General features: G+C 70.6%; 16 protein-coding genes. 6 read left to right on the top strand and 10 right to left on the bottom strand.

Annotated features, from left to right (window positions below):
- The first annotated feature begins 40 nt into the window (after nt 1-40).
- Nucleotides 41-1060, top strand: a complete 1020-nt coding sequence (locus F4553_RS24170; RefSeq protein ID WP_184841154.1) for a GNAT family N-acetyltransferase — start codon at nt 41-43, stop codon at nt 1058-1060.
- A gap of 9 nt (nt 1061-1069) precedes the next feature.
- Nucleotides 1070-1291: an FmdB family zinc ribbon protein gene (locus F4553_RS24165; RefSeq protein WP_184839555.1), complete on the top strand. Its 222-nt coding sequence runs from the start codon at nt 1070-1072 to the stop codon at nt 1289-1291.
- A gap of 100 nt (nt 1292-1391) precedes the next feature.
- Here the strand turns inward: F4553_RS24165 and hemB are convergent, their stop codons facing one another.
- The 8 genes from hemB to F4553_RS24125 all read right to left on the bottom strand — a co-directional run bounded on the left by hemB (nt 1392) and on the right by F4553_RS24125 (nt 9744).
- A complete protein-coding gene (hemB, locus tag F4553_RS24160) occupies nt 1392-2366 on the bottom strand; it encodes a porphobilinogen synthase (protein WP_184839553.1) in 975 nt (324 codons plus the stop codon).
- Between the two features lie 55 nt (nt 2367-2421).
- Nucleotides 2422-4002, bottom strand: coding sequence for a bifunctional uroporphyrinogen-III C-methyltransferase/uroporphyrinogen-III synthase (locus tag F4553_RS24155; protein ID WP_184839551.1), 1581 nt, complete (start codon nt 4000-4002; stop codon nt 2422-2424).
- Nucleotides 3999-4958, bottom strand: coding sequence for a hydroxymethylbilane synthase (gene hemC / locus F4553_RS24150; protein WP_184839549.1), 960 nt, complete (start codon nt 4956-4958; stop codon nt 3999-4001). The genes F4553_RS24155 and hemC overlap by 4 nt, the downstream gene beginning before the upstream one ends.
- Nucleotides 4955-6232, bottom strand: coding sequence for a glutamyl-tRNA reductase (locus tag F4553_RS24145; protein ID WP_184839547.1), 1278 nt, complete (start codon nt 6230-6232; stop codon nt 4955-4957). The genes hemC and F4553_RS24145 overlap by 4 nt, the downstream gene beginning before the upstream one ends.
- Nucleotides 6229-6945, bottom strand: a complete 717-nt coding sequence (locus F4553_RS24140; protein ID WP_184839544.1) for a redox-sensing transcriptional repressor Rex — start codon at nt 6943-6945, stop codon at nt 6229-6231. The genes F4553_RS24145 and F4553_RS24140 overlap by 4 nt, the downstream gene beginning before the upstream one ends.
- Before the next feature lie 311 nt (nt 6946-7256).
- A complete protein-coding gene (locus F4553_RS24135) occupies nt 7257-7895 on the bottom strand; it encodes an HAD family hydrolase (RefSeq protein ID WP_184839542.1) in 639 nt (212 codons plus the stop codon).
- A gap of 9 nt (nt 7896-7904) precedes the next feature.
- Nucleotides 7905-8135 (bottom strand): glutaredoxin family protein, encoded by a 231-nt coding sequence (locus F4553_RS24130; RefSeq protein ID WP_184839540.1) that lies wholly within the window; start codon nt 8133-8135, stop codon nt 7905-7907.
- Nucleotides 8122-9744, bottom strand: coding sequence for an AMP-binding protein (locus F4553_RS24125; protein ID WP_312875331.1), 1623 nt, complete (start codon nt 9742-9744; stop codon nt 8122-8124). The genes F4553_RS24130 and F4553_RS24125 overlap by 14 nt, the downstream gene beginning before the upstream one ends.
- A gap of 405 nt (nt 9745-10149) precedes the next feature.
- On the opposite strand from F4553_RS24125, the gene F4553_RS24120 reads away from it, so the two are divergent.
- The 4 genes from F4553_RS24120 to F4553_RS24105 all read left to right on the top strand — a co-directional run bounded on the left by F4553_RS24120 (nt 10150) and on the right by F4553_RS24105 (nt 14372).
- Nucleotides 10150-11127 (top strand): ECF subfamily RNA polymerase sigma factor, BldN family, encoded by a 978-nt coding sequence (locus F4553_RS24120; RefSeq protein ID WP_184839538.1) that lies wholly within the window; start codon nt 10150-10152, stop codon nt 11125-11127.
- 169 nt (nt 11128-11296) lie between these two features.
- Entirely contained in the window at nt 11297-12328 is a 1032-nt protein-coding gene (locus F4553_RS24115; RefSeq protein WP_312875330.1) for a DUF5667 domain-containing protein, read from the top strand.
- A 99-nt stretch (nt 12329-12427) separates the two neighbouring features.
- Nucleotides 12428-13231: an HAD family hydrolase gene (locus F4553_RS24110; protein ID WP_312875329.1), complete on the top strand. Its 804-nt coding sequence runs from the start codon at nt 12428-12430 to the stop codon at nt 13229-13231.
- Between the two features lie 28 nt (nt 13232-13259).
- Nucleotides 13260-14372 (top strand): hypothetical protein, encoded by a 1113-nt coding sequence (locus F4553_RS24105; RefSeq protein WP_184839534.1) that lies wholly within the window; start codon nt 13260-13262, stop codon nt 14370-14372.
- 103 nt (nt 14373-14475) lie between these two features.
- Here F4553_RS24105 and F4553_RS24100 read toward each other — a convergent pair whose 3' ends face one another.
- Both F4553_RS24100 and F4553_RS24095 read right to left on the bottom strand, forming a co-directional pair.
- Nucleotides 14476-15333, bottom strand: a complete 858-nt coding sequence (locus F4553_RS24100; RefSeq protein ID WP_184839532.1) for a lysophospholipid acyltransferase family protein — start codon at nt 15331-15333, stop codon at nt 14476-14478.
- Nucleotides 15330-16376 carry an NAD-dependent epimerase/dehydratase family protein gene (locus F4553_RS24095; RefSeq protein WP_184839530.1) on the bottom strand — a complete coding sequence of 349 codons (1047 nt, stop codon included), beginning with the start codon at nt 16374-16376 and terminating at the stop codon, nt 15330-15332. The genes F4553_RS24100 and F4553_RS24095 overlap by 4 nt, the downstream gene beginning before the upstream one ends.
- Between the last annotated feature and the right edge of the window lie 29 nt (nt 16377-16405).

The following is a 16405-nucleotide window of genomic DNA, read 5'->3' as shown; positions in this document are numbered from 1 at the left end:
ACTTCCCTCCGACGCTTGCACGGTGCAAGCTGAACGGGTGATGGTTCGCGAATGGGATCCCCGGATCGCGACCGCTAGGGAGATCACCACTCTGGTCGCCACGCTGAACGATTGCATGGCGGTTGATTTACCGGACGATCCTCCGTGGCGCGATGCGTTAATGCGCGAATACCTGTCGGTGATCATGCCCGGCGCCCGAAAGCTGAGTTGGATTGCAGAGGAGCACGAGGGAGACATCACCCGGGGCGAACCCATTCTCGGCATGGCCAGCATGCTCCTTTTGGGTGACATCGGCGTCGTGGAGATCATCGTGCACCCCAGCGCCCGCAAGCAGGGTCTGGGTCGCGAGCTGCTGCGTACGGTGGTGGCCACGGCACACGCCGAGGGCTTCACGGCGCTCGGTGTCGAGGTGCCCGGCAAGACCGACGCCGTGCCGTTCTACGAGTCGTTCGGATTCGTGCGGGCCTTCACCGAGATCCGCAGCGTGCTGCAGCTCGACAAGGTCGACTGGTTCACGCTGGGCGAGTTCGCCAGCGGTGTCGCCGCAGGCTATAGGCTGCAGTTCTGCCCGGACGCCCCGCCGGAGGACCTGATCGAGGCCTACGCCTCGGCGAAGGCCTCGGTGCAGGACATCGATCTCGGCGATCTGGACCTCAAGCCCAGCTCCCACGAGCCGGACCGGCTGCGGGCGAGCCTCGCCACGCTGCACGCCCGCGGCCTGCGCCCCTACATCGTGGTCGCCGTGCACGAGCCGACCGGCGACGTCGTCGGCCTCACCGAGGTCGTCGTCCCGGCACAGCACCCGTCCCGCGCCGACCAGTACGACACGATCGTGGTCCCCGGGCACCGCGGATACGGTGTCGGCCGAGCCATCAAGGCGCTGATGCTCTTCGAGCTGCGCTCACACGAACCGCGCCTCACCGAGGTCCAGACCTGGAACGCGGCGATCAACGAACCGATGATCAAAGTAAATCAGGAGCTGGGCTTCATCCCCGACCGCGAGTGGCTGGAGTACGAGGCCGACGTCGCGGATCTCGCTGCCCGGCTGGGCCTGAGATAACCTTCACCCATGCCGAGGTACGAGTTCCGCTGCCGCGCGTGCGGTGACACCTTTGATGTCGACCGTCCGATGGAGGCCGCCACCGAGCCGGCGCTGTGCCCGGACGGGCACTCCGACACGGTGAAGCTCCTGACGACGGCGGGCAGCTCCGGCCGGGCCGGCAGCACCGGCGCAGGCGTCCCCGCCCCTGCCGGCGGCGGCGGTTGCTGCGGCGGAGGCTGCTGCAGCTGACAGCCCTAATTCGCGTTGATCAAGGGAAGACTCGCCGCATATCGGACACCCGACATGGTGAGTCTTCCCTTGATCAACGCGAATTTGACGGCGCGGAGGGCTAGTAGCGCTCGCGGAGGAGTCTTGCCGCGGGGACTGCCCAGTAGCTCAGGATGATCTGAGCACCGGCGCGGCGCAGCGACGTCAGGGTCTCCAGCATCACCGCGTCGCGGTCGATCCAGCCACGCTCGGCGGCGGCCTCGACCATGGCGTACTCCCCGGAGACCTGGTAGGCCGCGACGGGCACGTCCACCTCGGCGGCGACGGCGGAGATCACGTCGAGATAGGGCAGGCCGGGCTTGACCATGACGAGGTCGGCGCCCTCCGACACGTCGAGCCGGGCCTCGCGCAGCGCCTCGCTGACGCGTGACGGGTCCTGCTGGTAGCTGCGCCGGTCGCCGTCGAGCTGCGACTCCACGGCCTCGCGGAAGGGGCCGTAGAACGCGGAGGCGAACTTCACGGCGTAGGCGAGCAGCCCCGCATCGGCGTGGCCGTGCTGGTCGAGCACCTCACGGACGTAGCCGATCTGGCCGTCCATCATCCCGGACGGGCCGAGCAGGTGGGCACCGGCGGCGGCCTGCGCGAGCGCCATCTCGCCGTAGACCTTGAGGGTCTCGTCGTTGTCGACGGTGCCGTCGGAGCGCAGCACGCCGCAGTGGCCGTGCGAGGTGAACTCGTCGAGGCAGAGGTCGGACATGACGACCGTCGAGTCGCCGACCTCGGCGATGACGTCGCGGATGGCGCGGTTGAGCACCCCGCCCGGGTCGATGCCGCCGGAGCCGACAGCGTCCCGGGTCTCCGGTACGCCGAAGAGCATCACCCCGCCCACACCGGCCTGGACCGCCTCGACGACCGCCTTGCGCAGCGAGTCCCGGGAGTGCTGGACGACACCGGGCAGGGACCCGATCGCCCGGGGCTCGTCGAGCCCTTCCCGGATGAACAGGGGCAGCACCAGGTCGGACGGGCTGACCGCGACCTCGCTGACCAGCCGTCGCAGCGCGGCCGTCCGCCGCAGTCGCCTCATCCGGATCTGCATCTCGCCCCTCCTGAGGTCGGTGTGTGGGCCGCCACGAGTAGCGGCCCCACTCCGCTTAACGGAACCGAAGCGCCGTCGGACCCTGCACCTTGGAACCACGCCGCTGCTTCGCCGGCATCGCGGCCAGCTTCTCCCGCAACTCCACCGCATAGGCGGCGAGCGCCTCGACCAGGTCCGGCACGCTGGCGTGCTCGGGCTGGACGTCGACCCGCAGGCCGAATTCGATCGCCGTGTCGTGCGTCTTCGGCCCGATCACCGCGACGACGGTCCGCTGGTGCGGCTTGCCTGCGATGCCGACGAGGTTGCGCACCGTGGACGACGAGGTGAAGAGCACCGCGTCGAACCCGCCCTGCTTGATGGCGTTGCGGATCTCCTCTGGCGGCGGCGCGGCCCGGACGGTCCGGTAGGCGGTGACGTCGTCGACCTCCCAGCCCATGTCGGTGAGGCCGGCGGCGAGCGTCTCGGTGGCGATGTCGGCGCGGGGCAGCAGCACCCGGCCCACCGGGTCGAGCAGCTCGTCGTGCGGCGCGAACTCGGCGAGCAGGCCCTCGGAGGTCTGGTCGCCGGCCGGGATGAGCTCGGGCTGGATGCCGAAGGCGCGGACGGCGTCGGCGGTCTGCTCACCGATGCAGGCGATCTTGACGCCGCCGAAGTGGCGGGCGTCGAGGCCGTGCTCGGCGAACTTCTCCCACACCGCCTTGACCGCGTTGACGCTGGTGAAGACGGTCCAGGCGTAGCGGCCGTCGACGAGGCCGCGGATCGCGCGCTCCATCTGGGCCGGCGTACGCGGGGGCTCGACGGCGATCGTCGGCACCTCGCACGGGATGGCACCGTAGGCGCGCAGCCGCTCGCTCATGGCGCCGGCCTGCTCCTTGGTGCGCGGCACCAGCACCCGCCAGCCGTAGAGCGGGCGGTTCTCCCACCAGCCCAGCTTGTCGCGGTGCTGCACGCCGACGCCGATCGCGAGGACGGCGCGGCCGGTGAAGCCGAGCGCGGCGGCGACGAAGCTGTCGACGGTGGAGACCGTGGTGTACTGCGTCTCGCCGGTGCCGTCGCCGGTGATGGTGACGGGGGTCGAGCCCTCGACACCGGAGGCGAGCAGCCCGTCGCGGACCGAGGCGAGGTCACCGGCGTCGACGGCGAGCGCGACGGAGCCCCGTCGGAGCCCGGCGGCGAGCGCGGTGAAGTCGACGTCGGCGATGTCCTCGATGTCGGCGGCGGTGCGCACACCGGGCAGCGGGACACCGGCGTAGGTGGCGACACCGGCGGCTTGGCCGACGCCGGGCACAACGGAGAAGCGCACAGCGGTGCGTGCCACTGCCTGCACCTCGCGCACGACGGACTCGTGTCCGAAGGGATCACCTCCGACGAGGTGAACGGCATTGCGTCCGGCGCGGGCCTCGGTGAGCAGGACCTTCGCCACGTCGCCGGAGGCGCCCTCGGCCGGGGACCACTCGGTCTCCGGGCGCACCTCCTCGCGCAGGGCGGCGAGCAACGTTTCGGGTACGCCCCGATCGAAGATCACATGGTCGGCTTCGGCCAGCGCGTCATAGGCGCGACGGGTCACCAGGCCCGGATCGCCGGGGCCTGCCCCGACGAACGCGATGTGGCCAGGGGCCTTGCGGGTGCGGGTCATCGTGCACTCCCAGGTACATTCTCGTCCTCCGAACCGACGTGTGTCGGTCCGAAGAGGCGGTCGGCGCCGAGTTCGAGCAGGTCAGCGGCGAGAAGCCGGCCGATCTGTTCGGCGTCGGCCAGCGTGCCCGTGCGGGACAGCCGGACGGCCTGCTGGCCGTCTTCGCTGAAGACCGCACCACGCAGGTAGATCTCTTCGCCGCCGTCGTCATCGTCGGCGACTTCCGCCATGCCGGCGACCGGGGCTGAACATCCAGCCTCCAAAGCCGCCAGTAGAGCCCGCTCGGCGGTGACCGCCGCACGGGTGGCGCGATGATCGAGAACGCTGAGCGCCTCGATCAGGTCCAAATCGTCGGCCCGGCACTCCACCGCGAGCGCCCCCTGGGCGGGTGCGGGCAGCATCAGCATCGGGTCCAAAGTCTCTGTGATCTCGTCGGCTCGGCCGAGCCTGACGAGGCCGGCTCGGGCGAGGACGACGGCATCCAGCTCGCCGTCGGTCACTTTCCGTAGCCGGGTGTCGATATTGCCACGAATCGGCACCGTGTTCAAACTGAGACCCAGCCCGTGCAGTTGGGCGATTCGCCGGACAGCGCCGGTACCGATCGTGCTGCCCGCCGGAAGCTCCGCCAGGGTCAGCCCGTCGCGGGCGATCAGCACGTCACGGGCGTCGGCCCGCTCCGGGATCGCGGCGATGACGAGGCCGTCCATCGGTGCCGTCGGCAGGTCCTTGTAGGAGTGGACCGCGAAGTCGATCTCCTTGTCGGCGAGCGCGTCGCGCAGCGCCGAGACGAAGACCCCCACGCCGAGCTGCGCCACCGGGGCCAGGCTGCGATCACCCGGAGTGACGATCTCCACGAGCTGGACGAGCCGTCCGGTCGCGCGTGTGAGCGCGTCGGCGACCATCTGCGACTGGGCGAGTGCCAGGGCACTGCCGCGCGTGCCAAGCCTTAGCGTCATGCTTCACCAACGATCTGAGGGCCGTAAATCTCACGCACTCGGTCAACCCGGGTCTCCGCGGGCACGGCCAGGCCGAAAAGCTCACGCAACATCCGGGGGTACGCCTCACCGTCGGGCCCGGCGGCGAGCTCCCGCGCGCGGACCGTGGGCTCGTGCAGCAACCGCTGGACGATGCGGTGCATGGCGTGCGCCACCTCGGCCCGCTCCTCGTCGGAGAAGCCGGTCCGCCGATTGAGGCGGGCCAGCTCCACGGCGACGAGCTCGTCGGCGCGGGCGCGCAGCGCGGCCACGGTCGGACCGACCTCGGCACCGCGCAGCCAGGCGAGGAACCCGGCGACCTCGGCGGTGACGATCCGGTCGACGGCGGCGACCTCGGCGATCTCGCCGTCCAGCAGGGCGGCCATCCGCTCGACGTCGATGAGGGTGACGCCGGGCAGGTCGGCGACGCCGGGCGCGACATCGCGCGGCACGGCGAGGTCGATGATCGTGAGCGGCCCGCTGACCACCTCGGGGGTCAGCACGTAGCCCGTCGAGGCGGTGGCCGAGACGACGATCTCCGCCTCCTCCAGCAGCCAGGGCAGGTCGGCGAGGTCGTGCGCGGTGGCGCCGTAGTTGTCGGCGAGCCGGCCGGCACGCTGCAGATCGCGGTTGGCGATGGCGAGCGAGGCGACACCGGCCCGGGTGAGCGCGGCGGCGGCGAGCGAGCCCATCGCACCGGCGCCGATCACCAGCGCCCGGGCACCGGCGACCTGCCCGGCGAGGCCGAGCGCGGCGGTGACCATGTTGCGGGGTGCGGCGTCGATACCGGTCTCGGCGTGCGCCCGCTTGCCGACCCGGAGGGCCTGCTGGAGCAGCTCGTGCAGGAGGCGTCCGGCGGAGCCCGCGTCGGTGGCGGTGGCGTAGGCCTCGCGTAGCTGGCCGAGGATCTGCGCTTCCCCGACGACCATCGAGTCGAGCCCGGCGGCGACCCGGAAGACGTGGCTGACCGCCTCGGCGCCGTGGTGCACGTAGAGGCCCTCGGCGAGGGTGTCGGCGCTGACGCCGACCCGCTGGGCGAGGATGGCGACGATCTCGGCGAGCCCGGCGTGGAAGGCGGGGACCGCGGCGTAGATCTCGACCCGGTTGCAGGTGGAGACCATCGCGGCCTCGGCGACATGCTGTCCGGCGACGAGCGCGGAGAGCGCGGCACCCTGCTCGGCGGCGGGGACGCTGAGCCGTTCGAGGAGGGAGACGGAGGCACTGCGGTAGGAGGCGCCGACGACGATCAGGTTCATGCTGCGGCCTCCCCGCTCGCGAGCGCCGCCGACTTGCGGTGCTCGTGGAAGGAGAGGATCTGCATCTCGATCGCGAGGTCGACCTTGCGCACGTCGACGCCCTCGGGGACGTTGAGCACGCAGGGCGCGAAGTTGAGGATGCTCGTGACGCCGGCCTTCACCAGCAGGTCCGCCACGATCTGCGCGGCGGGTGCGGGGGTGGCGATCACACCGATCGTGATCCGCTCCGTGGTGACCGTCGTGGCGAGCTCGTCGATGTGCCGCACGTCGAGCCCGTTGATCTGCTCGCCCACGCGGGTCGGGTCGGCGTCGAAGAGCGCCACGATCTTGAAGCCCCGGCTGGCGAAGCCGCCGTAACCGGCGAGCGCGTGGCCGAGGTTGCCGACGCCGACGAGGGCGACGGCGCGGCTCAGGTGCAGGCCGAGGATGTGCTCGACCTGGGCGATCAAGTGACTGATGTCATAGCCGACGCCCCGGGTCCCGTAGGAGCCGAGGTGGGAGAGGTCCTTGCGCAGCTTCGCCGAGTTGACGCCCGCAGCGGCGGCGAGGGCCTCGCTCGAAACGGTGTCGTGGCCGGCTTCCGCGAGGTGATGCAGAGCTCTCAGGTACTCGGGCAGCCGTGCCACCGTCGCTTCGGGCAGATCCGGAAAATCCGGAGCCGCGCCGTCGCGGGTGGTAAGTCCGGATTCTGATCCGGATCGCTGCTGACTCATGAGACTCCGTGCGGAAGAAGCGTGCCCCTGGCTGCATAGCGCCTTTGTGGCTGTGCTACCGGGGCCCATCGCTTCAACAGAGTATGCGCTTGTGAAGACGTGCACAAATCGCGATCTTGAGCGTCGACCGCGTGGCGAACGCGCACCCGCCCGACGCTGACCGGCGAGAGATGCCCTCGCGGCAGCGACTCCCCTCATTCTCACGGGCTGCATCGGGCGGGTCGGCGTCGTGCGACCATATCGACCAAAGAGCCACACAAGCCGCAACTGGGCGACGAAGGTCGCGCACGAATCGATAAGTGGTGCGGGAGTCAGGCCAGTGCCATCCGGACGGCGTCGACGAGGGAGTCGGCGGACTCCCGACCCGAGGCCCGGAGCTGCTCCGGATGGGTGAAGCCGCCGGTGTAGAGGATGCACCGGGCACCGACCGAGGCGGCCGCGTCCGCGTCGTCGATCGAGTCGCCGATCAGCACCGCGTCAGCGCCGTCGATGCCGAGCTCGGCGAGGTGCGCGATGAGGTGCTCGCTCTTGAAACCGCCGCCGACCTCCGCCCGCAGCCCGTCGACCCGAGCGAAGTAGCTGGTCAGGCCGTATCTCGTCACGGTCGGCACCAGCTCCGCGTGGAACCACATGCTCAGCAGCGACTGCGAGCCGGTCCAGAGCTCCATCGCGGCGAGGGCGTCCGCGGTGAGCCGGCACTCGGCGACCCCGCCCCGGTACGCGTCGTGGAAAGCCCGGTCGAGCACGAGATATTCAGCATCGTCGACCGGTCGGCCCAGCACGCTGCCGTAGTAGTCGCTGATCGGGCGACGGAAATCACGGCGGTGCTCGTCCGCGCTGACGATGGGGCCGCCGATGCTGGCGAAGGCGGCGTTGGTCGCGGTGACAACGAGGGGGAGATCGTCGAGGAGGGTGCCGTTCCAGTCCCAGACCAGGTGTTTAGCTGCCATCCGGCCAGATTACTTGGCGAGGTCCGCCCGGAGTCGAGCGATTTCCACGCGCCAGAATCCGTGCTCGCGCCCGTCCAGCATGATCACCGGGATGCGGTCGCCGTAGTCCGCCTCGAGGCCCGGATCACCTGTGATGTCCATCTCGGTGAACGCGATCTCCGCCGCGTCGAGCTCGGCCGCCGCGTTCTCACAGAGGTGGCAACCGGACCTGGTGTAGAGCCCGACCCTAGGCTCGTTCATCGCGCAGCACGACCTTTCTCACCTTGCCCGTCGCCGAGTGCGGCAGCTCCGCCACGAACGAGTATCGCGTGGGCCACTTGAAGCGGGCGAGATTGCGCTCGCAGTGTTTCACGAGGTCGGCCTCGGTCACCGGGGTGCCGGGAGCCCGCACGATGTAGGCCTGCGGCGTCTGCCCGGTCCGCTCGTGCGGCGCGCCGAGCACCGCCGCCTCGGCCACCCCCGGGTGCGCGGCGAGCACCAGCTCCACCTCGTGGGGGTAGACGTTGAAGCCGTTGACGAGGATCAGCTCGCCGATCCGGTCGACCAGGAAGAGATCACCGTCACCGTCGGCGTAGGCGACGTCGCCCGTCGCCCACCAGCCGTCCGCGTCGGGACCGCCCCGGCCGTCGGGCCAGTAGCCCGAGAAGAGGTTGGCGCCCCGGGTGACGATCTCGCCGGGGTCGGTGCCGGGGCTGTCCGGCGCCTCGGTCTCCAGCGTGTCGGAGGCGTGCTCGTCCTGCTCCGCGCCGTCGGACTCCCAGACGATGTCGCCGGTGACGCCGACGAGGCGCACCTCGATGCCGGGCAGGGGGCGCCCGATCGAGCCGACCTTCGCCACCGGGCTCGCCACGGTGGAGGCGACGACGGGAGCGGTCTCCGTCAACCCGTACCCGACGAAGACCTGGTGACCCGTGATCGCGGTGAAGCGCTTGGCGGCGGCCGGGTCGAGCGGCGCGGCGCCGCAGACCGCGAGCCGCACCGTGCGCAAGGCCCGCGCGGCGGCGTCGCTCTGCGTCCACCCCACATACATCGGGGGTACGCCGACCACGACGCTCACGCCGTGGCGCTCGATGAGCGCGAGTGTCTCGTCGGCGTCGAAGCGCTCGTGCATGACCCCGGCCGCGCCGTAGTAGGCGATCGCACCGAGACCGCTGTTGAGCCCGTAGGCGTGGAAGAGCGGCAGCGCGAGCAGCACCACGTCGTCGGCGCTGAGCACCGGCGGCTCGATGGCGTCGAGCTGGAGATGGTTGGCGATGAGCGCCCGGTGCGACAGGATCGCGCCCTTGGGCCGCCCCTCGGTGCCGGACGTGTAGAGCAGCACCGCGACATCCTCGCCCCCGGCGGGCGCCAGCGGCGGCGGCACCGCTGTCGTGGCATCCCGGGCAAGCCCTCTGGCCAGCATGGATGCACCCTCGCCGCTGCACGTGTAAGACCACTTGAGCGCCGTCAGCTCGGCCGCGACACCCGAGACCGTCATCGCGACGCCGTCGGTGGCGATCAGCACCGACGCGCCGGAGTCGGCGAGCACGTGCCGAAGTTCGGGAGCGGTGAAGGTGGGGTTGACCGGCACGGCGACGAGCCCGGCGCGGAGCGCGGCGAAGAACGCGATCGCGAACTCGGGGATGTTGGGCAGGGCGATCGCCACCCGGGCGGGCTGACCGTCGGAGGCGGGAGCGCCGAGCCCGCGCAGCCCGGCGGCGACGCTGTCCACGGCGGCGTCGAGCTCGCCCCACGTCATCACGCGATCGGCGTGGTGGAGCGCGGGGCGTTGGGCACCCGACTGCGCGGCACGGCGGACGAACTCTGCCATGTTGGTCACATCGGTGGCGCTGGCTTTGGCATCCTGCACGGTCGCTGAGTCTCCCATGTTGTAGCCGTGACGTCACCCGCCAGGATGAATGTGCGCTATGCGCGGTTTGTCCGTGGCGTGTCGAGAGAATCGGCGTGTCACCTGCCGACACGCCGAGAAACACGGGCGTGGGCAGCGCACATGCTGTGCGACGAGATCCCTTGCGGACCGGAAATACTTCAGCCTTGTGTAACGGAGTCCACACACCCGGGTGACGTTGGCCCTATCATCTCAGGGTCGGGTCACCCGTTTTGGCATGATCCGACACCCCTCTACCGGAGGAGGCACTTGTGCCCGTTCTTCGACCGAACCCGTGTTTTACGGGCATCTGTCGGCTTATGGTGGGACATACCCCGTTTGCGTGGACATCCGCTGCGCTTTCTGCGGGGACCCGGAGGTGACGGCATGACCAGCGCGTTTTTTGCGACAGATCCTGTGAGTCCGGAGGTGCTCGCCGCCCGAAGGGCGCTCACCGATGGCCTCTCCGCCCTGCGCACCTCACTCAACGATCTATATGCGGTAGCGGTACGTAGCAGCCGGGACGGCTCGCCGGGTGACCGGGAGGGCACCCAGCGCACGCGTACGACGAAGGCTCAGAACGACGCAGCCGGGCGGCACTCCCCCACCACGGCGCTCAAACCGGTCGGCGGGCGGGTCAACGGGCGGCCCGGTATGCCGACCCAGCAGGGACCCGCGGGGACCCTCGTCGCGCCCGACGCGACCGAGACCACGGTGCTGCCGGTCATCACCGAGGAGCCCGCCACCGGCGGCGGCGCGCCCGGCGGCACCGGCTATCCGAGCCGGCCCGATCCCGGCGACGCGGCCGCGGAGGTGTGGGGGCTGGTCGAGCGGGCGCAGGCCGGTGAATCCGCGGCGTTCGGGCTCATCTACGACCGCTACGTCGACACGGTGTTCCGCTTCATCTACTTCCGGGTCGGCAACCGCCCGCTCGCCGAGGACCTGACCTCGGACACCTTCCTGCGCGCGCTCAAGCGGATCGGCAGCTTCACCTGGCAGGGCCGCGACCTCGGCGCCTGGCTCGTGACGATCGCCCGCAACCTCGTCGCCGACCACTTCAAGTCCGGGCGCTACCGCCTGGAGGTGACGACCGGCGATGTGCTCGACGCGGACCGGGAGGACCGCGGCCCCGAGGGCAGCCCCGAGGCGGCGGTCGTCGACCACATCACCAACGTCGCGCTGCTCACGGCGGTGAAACAGCTCAACCCGGAGCAGCAGGAGTGCATCGTGCTGCGCTTCCTCCAGGGCTTCTCCGTCGCCGAGACGGCACAGGCGATGGGGAAGAACGAGGGTGCGATCAAGGCCCTGCAGTACCGCGCCGTCCGCGCGCTCGCACGGCTGCTCCCGGAGGGATTCCAGCCGTGACCTCGCTCACAACTCCTCAGGAGCGACCGTTCGGCCCCGTAACCGATAGTGCCCGACCGCAGTTTGTCGAAGTGCGACCGGGATTCTCGGGACCCCTCCCTGACAGGGGTCTCGTCATCGATGTCCCGTTCGCGCTCGACATCGCGACCAGCGAATGGGGGTGCCCGCGGTGAACACGATCTTTGACCGACGGCGCGCCGAGCGTTTCGCCCAGCTCATCGACGAGGTCCAAGGCGGCCGTCGTCATCACACCCGCAGCCGGATCGACGAGCAGCTCACCGAGCTCGTCACGGTCGGTCAGCAGCTCGGCAGCGTTCCGCTGCCCGGCGGCGTCCGGCCGGACTTCCGGCGTGACCTGCGGGCACAGCTCATGGCGACCGCAGAGCGCGAGGGGATCGGCATCACCGCCGTCGACCCCGAACCAGACCATCTGCCGACCCGGCCGTCCCGGGCCCGGATCGCGATCTTCTCAGGCGTCGCAGTCGGCGCCCTGGCGATCTCGTCCATGTCCGTGGCGAGCGGCGACGCCAATCCCGGCGACACGCTCTACGGCTTCAAACGCTCCACCGAGCGGGCCCAGCTGGCGCTCGCCAGCTCCGACCTCGGTCGTGGCCAGCTCTATCTCGAATTCGCCCGGACCCGCGTCGGTGAGGCGCACGCCGTGCGGACCGACAGTCTCGGCCTCGTCAGCGCGCTGGGCGACATGGACGCCGACACGCTGCAGGGTGTCAAACTCCTGCTCGGTTCGGCCGTCGACCGCCGGGACGCCTCGACGCTCACGACCGTCGACAAGTTCGTCGAGGACCAGCGCTACCTCGTCCGGCAGCTCGGGGTCGGGGTCGACAGCACCTCGGCCGAGCGGGTCAACGTGTCGCTCTCGCTGCTCACGGCGATCGGCAACCGTTCGCACGGGCTGCGTACGGCGCTCAGCTGCGGCGCGGGCTCGACCGGTGCGGTCGACTCGATCGGTCCGATCGCGGCGGCCTGCTCGACGGCCGAGGTGACCGAGAGCAAGAACACACCGTCGGTGCCGGGGACGGCTCCGACGAAGCCTCAGACCGCTCCATCGGCCGGCACCGCAGCCTCACCGGGTGCGACTCCGGCCGCCAGCACGGCACCGCAGCCCAGCCCGGCTCCCACCGAGGAGGGCGGCCTGCTCGACGGGCTCGGCCGCATCCTCGGCGACCTGCTCGGCGGCTAGAGTCCGACAGCGTTCGACGGCCCCGCCCGCACCTCGGGCGGGGCCGTTTCTCATCTGTTCGTATGCGCAACTGATGCATGGGGCGGTTAATCTCGACCCGTGAGAAGTCAGACGGAGGCACCGGTGCGGCTCTCCTCGGCGGCCTTCTTCGACCTGGACAACACGGTCATGCAGGGTGCGTCGCTCTACTACTTCGCCCGCGGTCTCGCCGCGCGGCGCTACTTCACCACGGGAGACCTCGTGAAGTTCGGCTGGAAGCAGCTCCGCTTCCGCCTCAGCGCCAACGAGCACGCCGGTGACATCTCCGAGGCCCGCACCGCCGCCCTCGCCTTCATCCAGGGCTGGCGGGTCGAGGATGTCCGCCGCCTCAGCGAGGAGATCTTCGACGAGCTGATGAAGGAGCGGATCTGGGCCGGCACGCGTGCCCTCGCCCAGGCGCACCTCGACCGGGGCGAGCGGGTGTGGCTGATCACCGCCGCGCCCGTCGAGCTCGGGATGGTCATCGCCGAGCACCTCGGCATCACCGGCGCCCTCGGCACCGTCGCCGAGATCCGCGACGGCCTCTACACCGGGCACCTCGTCGGCGACATGCTGCACGGGCCGGCCAAGGAGGTCGCCGTCCGCGCCCTCGCCGCCGCCGAGCAGCTCGACCTCGACGAGTGCTACGCCTACAGCGACTCGGTCAACGACCTGCCGATGCTCGGCTCGGTCGGGCACCCCGTCGCGGTCAACCCCGACGCCGCGCTGCGCCGCCACGCCCGTGCCAACCAGTGGGACATCCAGGACTTCCGGTCCGGGCGCAAGGCGGTCAAGGTCGCCGTCCCCGCCACCCTCGCCGCCGGGGTCGTGGCCGGTGCCGTCATCTCCGGTGTCGCGCTCAACCGGCGCCGTCACCGGCTCTGAGCGCCCCTCGGCCACTAGGGTTGGCCGTGTGACCGGTCGGCATCGCCGCTTCATTCCCCGGCTCGGGGCGCTCGTGGCACTCCTGGTCTCGCTCGGCGCCGTGGGCATGTTGCTGCTGCTGCCCGAGCCCACGCCACCCCGGGCGCCCGGTGCCGAGTGGACCCTCGGCGAGGCCTACCCCGGCGTCGTGCCACGGGACGTGGCGGGGTTCGTGGGGGGCGGGTGGGCGTACCAGCCGATGGTTTTCCTGGGTGACGGCAGCTCGCTGGGCGCGGCGACCGCGCCCGACGCGAGCGTCGTGAAGCTCGTGCTGCTCGGTGCCGACGGCCGGGAGCGGACCCTGCGCACGCTGCGGCAGTCCGACGCGGTGCAGTTCGGCGGGGTGGTCACCGACGGTCGGCGGATCGCCTGGCTGGAGCAGACCGCGGGCGCCGACGGCAGCGGGGATGTCAAGATCTGGACCGCCGAGATCGGCGGTGCCGCGCGGGTGCTCACCGGCGATGTCGGCGACTTCGTCTTCTTCAACTCGATGAACGACATGGTGATCAACGGGGACCGGCTGCTCTGGGCCGCCGCGGCACCGACCGAGACGCCGCGCACGGAGATCCGGTCGGTCCCGCTCGGCGGTGGGTCGGTGAGCGTGACAACGGTCGATGGGGGGTACGCCCTGGCGGGCGGCGACTGGCTCGTCAGCGCGATCACCGGCCAGACCGACCAGACCGAGCTGCGCCACGTCGTCACCACCACTCGGATCACGGTCGATGCTCAGCCGAGCGAGTTGATCACCTGCTCACCGGCGTGGTGCCGGGCGCTCGTGCTCGGCGGCGACGGCGGAGCCACCAGGATCGACGTGATGCACCCGGACGGGTCGGGTCGGGTGCGGGCCGCCGCCGGAGCGGTGACCGCCGCGCTGGTGGATGTCGGCGTGCTCGATCGGTGGGAGATCTACTCGCGGCCGGGCATCGGCGGGTCGGAGCTGAGCAGCCAGCAACTGCTCGTCTATGACCTGGACACACACCGGCTGATCGTGGTCGCCGACGGGGTCGGGCAGGTGCTCTGCCGAGCCGGGGTGCTCTTCTGGTCCAGCGGCCAGCAGGAGACACTCACCTGGCACGCCCTGGACCTGCACAGGCTTGCTTAGTGGGGGCATGATCGCGCTGTTTCGCGGAAACAGTCCCCTCGGAGGGGATCGGTAGGGCTCGCTTCCGGGAAGCTGCACGATCTTGCGCACCACCGGCCGAGTACTAGGCGCCGAAGGGGTCGGGGCGCTTCTCCAGCAGGGCGTGCAGCATCGACTGAATCGTCTCGCGAACCTGGTCGGCGAGGTTGAAGACGACCATCGGATCGTCGGCGTGGTCGGCCCACTCCTCGGTGTGGATCGGCTCGCCGAACTCGATCAGCCACTTGCTCGGCAGCGGGATCATGCCGAGCGGCCCCAGCCAGGGAAAGGTCGGCGTCACCGGGAAGTAGGGCGCGCCGAGCACCCGGGCCAGCGGCTTGATGTCGCCGATCAGGGGGTAGATCTCCTCGGCGCCGACGATCGCGGCCGGGATGATCGGCACACCGGTCCGCAGCGCCGCCGAGACGAACCCGCCCCGGCCGAACCGCTGCAGCTTGTAACGGTCGCGGTAGTGCTTGCCGACACCCTTGAAGCCCTCGGGGAAGACCCCGACCAACTCGCCGCTGGTGAGCAGGCGCTCGGCATCGGGGTTGCAGGCGAGCGTGCCGCCGGACTTGCGCGCCAGCTCCGAGAGGAACGGCATCTTGAAGACGAAGTCGGCGCCGAGCAGCCGCAGGTGGCGGTGGCCCACCGACTCGTCGTGGCAGGCCATCGCGAGCATCAGCGCGTCGAGCGCGACCGTGCCGGAGTGGTTGCCGACGACGAGGCCGCCACCGACCTCCGGCAGGTTCTTCGATCCGATGATCTCGGTGCGGAACCAGTCGCGCTGGAGTTTGCGCAGGCCGGGATGGAAGAGCGCCTTGGTGAGCTCCTCGTCGAAGCCGAACTCGTCGACCTCGTAGCCGCCGGACAGCCGCCGACGCAGGAACGCCAGCCCGCCCGCGACCCGCCGGTCCCAGACGTCGTCGTGTTCGTCGATCATGCGCCACCGCCTGTCGTCGCGCGGGACCGGACCGAGGCGATCATGTCGAGCAGCGTCTGCTCGACGGCGGCGATCCGTTCGGGGGTGAATGCGGCACCGGTCTCGTGTGTCTTCACGAAGGCTCGGAACGCCTCGGCCGTGGGGCGCGGCGTGAAGCCGAACTCCCTGGTCAGCTTGCTGACATCGACGACGCGGCCGTGCACGAAGAGGTCGACCTGGTCCTTGCTGATGACGCCGCGGCCGACGACCGAGGCGGCGATCAGCCCCGGCTCCACGATCGGCGCGGCGAGGCGCCCGGCCCGGCGGATCGCCTGGGACAGGGTGAGTACGCCAGGTCCGGCGACGTTGTATGTGCCCGGATGCTGCTCCAACACCGAGCGGGTCAGGATCTCCAGCGCGTCGTCGACGTGGACGAACTGCAGCCGGGGATCGCGCCCGAGCACGGTCGGCACGATCGGGCGGGAGAAATATCTCAGGAGTGCGGTCTCGGTGCCCGAGCCGATGAAGGGTGCGAAACGCAGCACGGTCGCGGTGACATCGGGACGGCGCCTGCGGAAGCCGCGGACGTAGCCCTCGATGTCGAGGATGTCCTTGCCGAACCCGCCCCGGGGAGCCTCGCGCGGCTCCGCGTCCTCGGTGAAGACCGCAGGATCGCGGAAGGAGGCGCCGTAGGCGGCCGTGGAGGAGCGCACGACGAGAGTACGCAGCGTGGGGACCTGCTGGCAGGCGCCGAGAAGCTGCATCGTGCCGATGACGTTCTGATCCTTCATCGCGGACCGGCCGCCGGGTTCCGGCGCCGAGACGACCGCGAGGTGCACCACCGCCTGCGCCTTGGAGTCGGCGATGATGTCCGCGAGGGTCCGCATGTCGGCGGTGACGAGCTCGACCCGGTGCAGGTCGGCCGCGAGCGGCTCCGGCACGGGGTGGACATCGAGGCCGATGACCCGCTTCACCCCCGGGTGAGCGGCGATCCGACCGGCCAGCCGCGCGCCGAGGAACCGGCTCACGCCGGTGACGAAGACAACCTCGGGCGTCGCCGTCATCCCACTCCCCGGCTCATCAATTGCCGATC

Source organism: Allocatelliglobosispora scoriae, assembly GCF_014204945.1.
Taxonomy (GTDB): domain Bacteria; phylum Actinomycetota; class Actinomycetes; order Mycobacteriales; family Micromonosporaceae; genus Allocatelliglobosispora; species Allocatelliglobosispora scoriae.
Note: the sequence above shows the minus strand (reverse complement) of the source record. Positions and strands in the feature narration are given on the sequence as shown.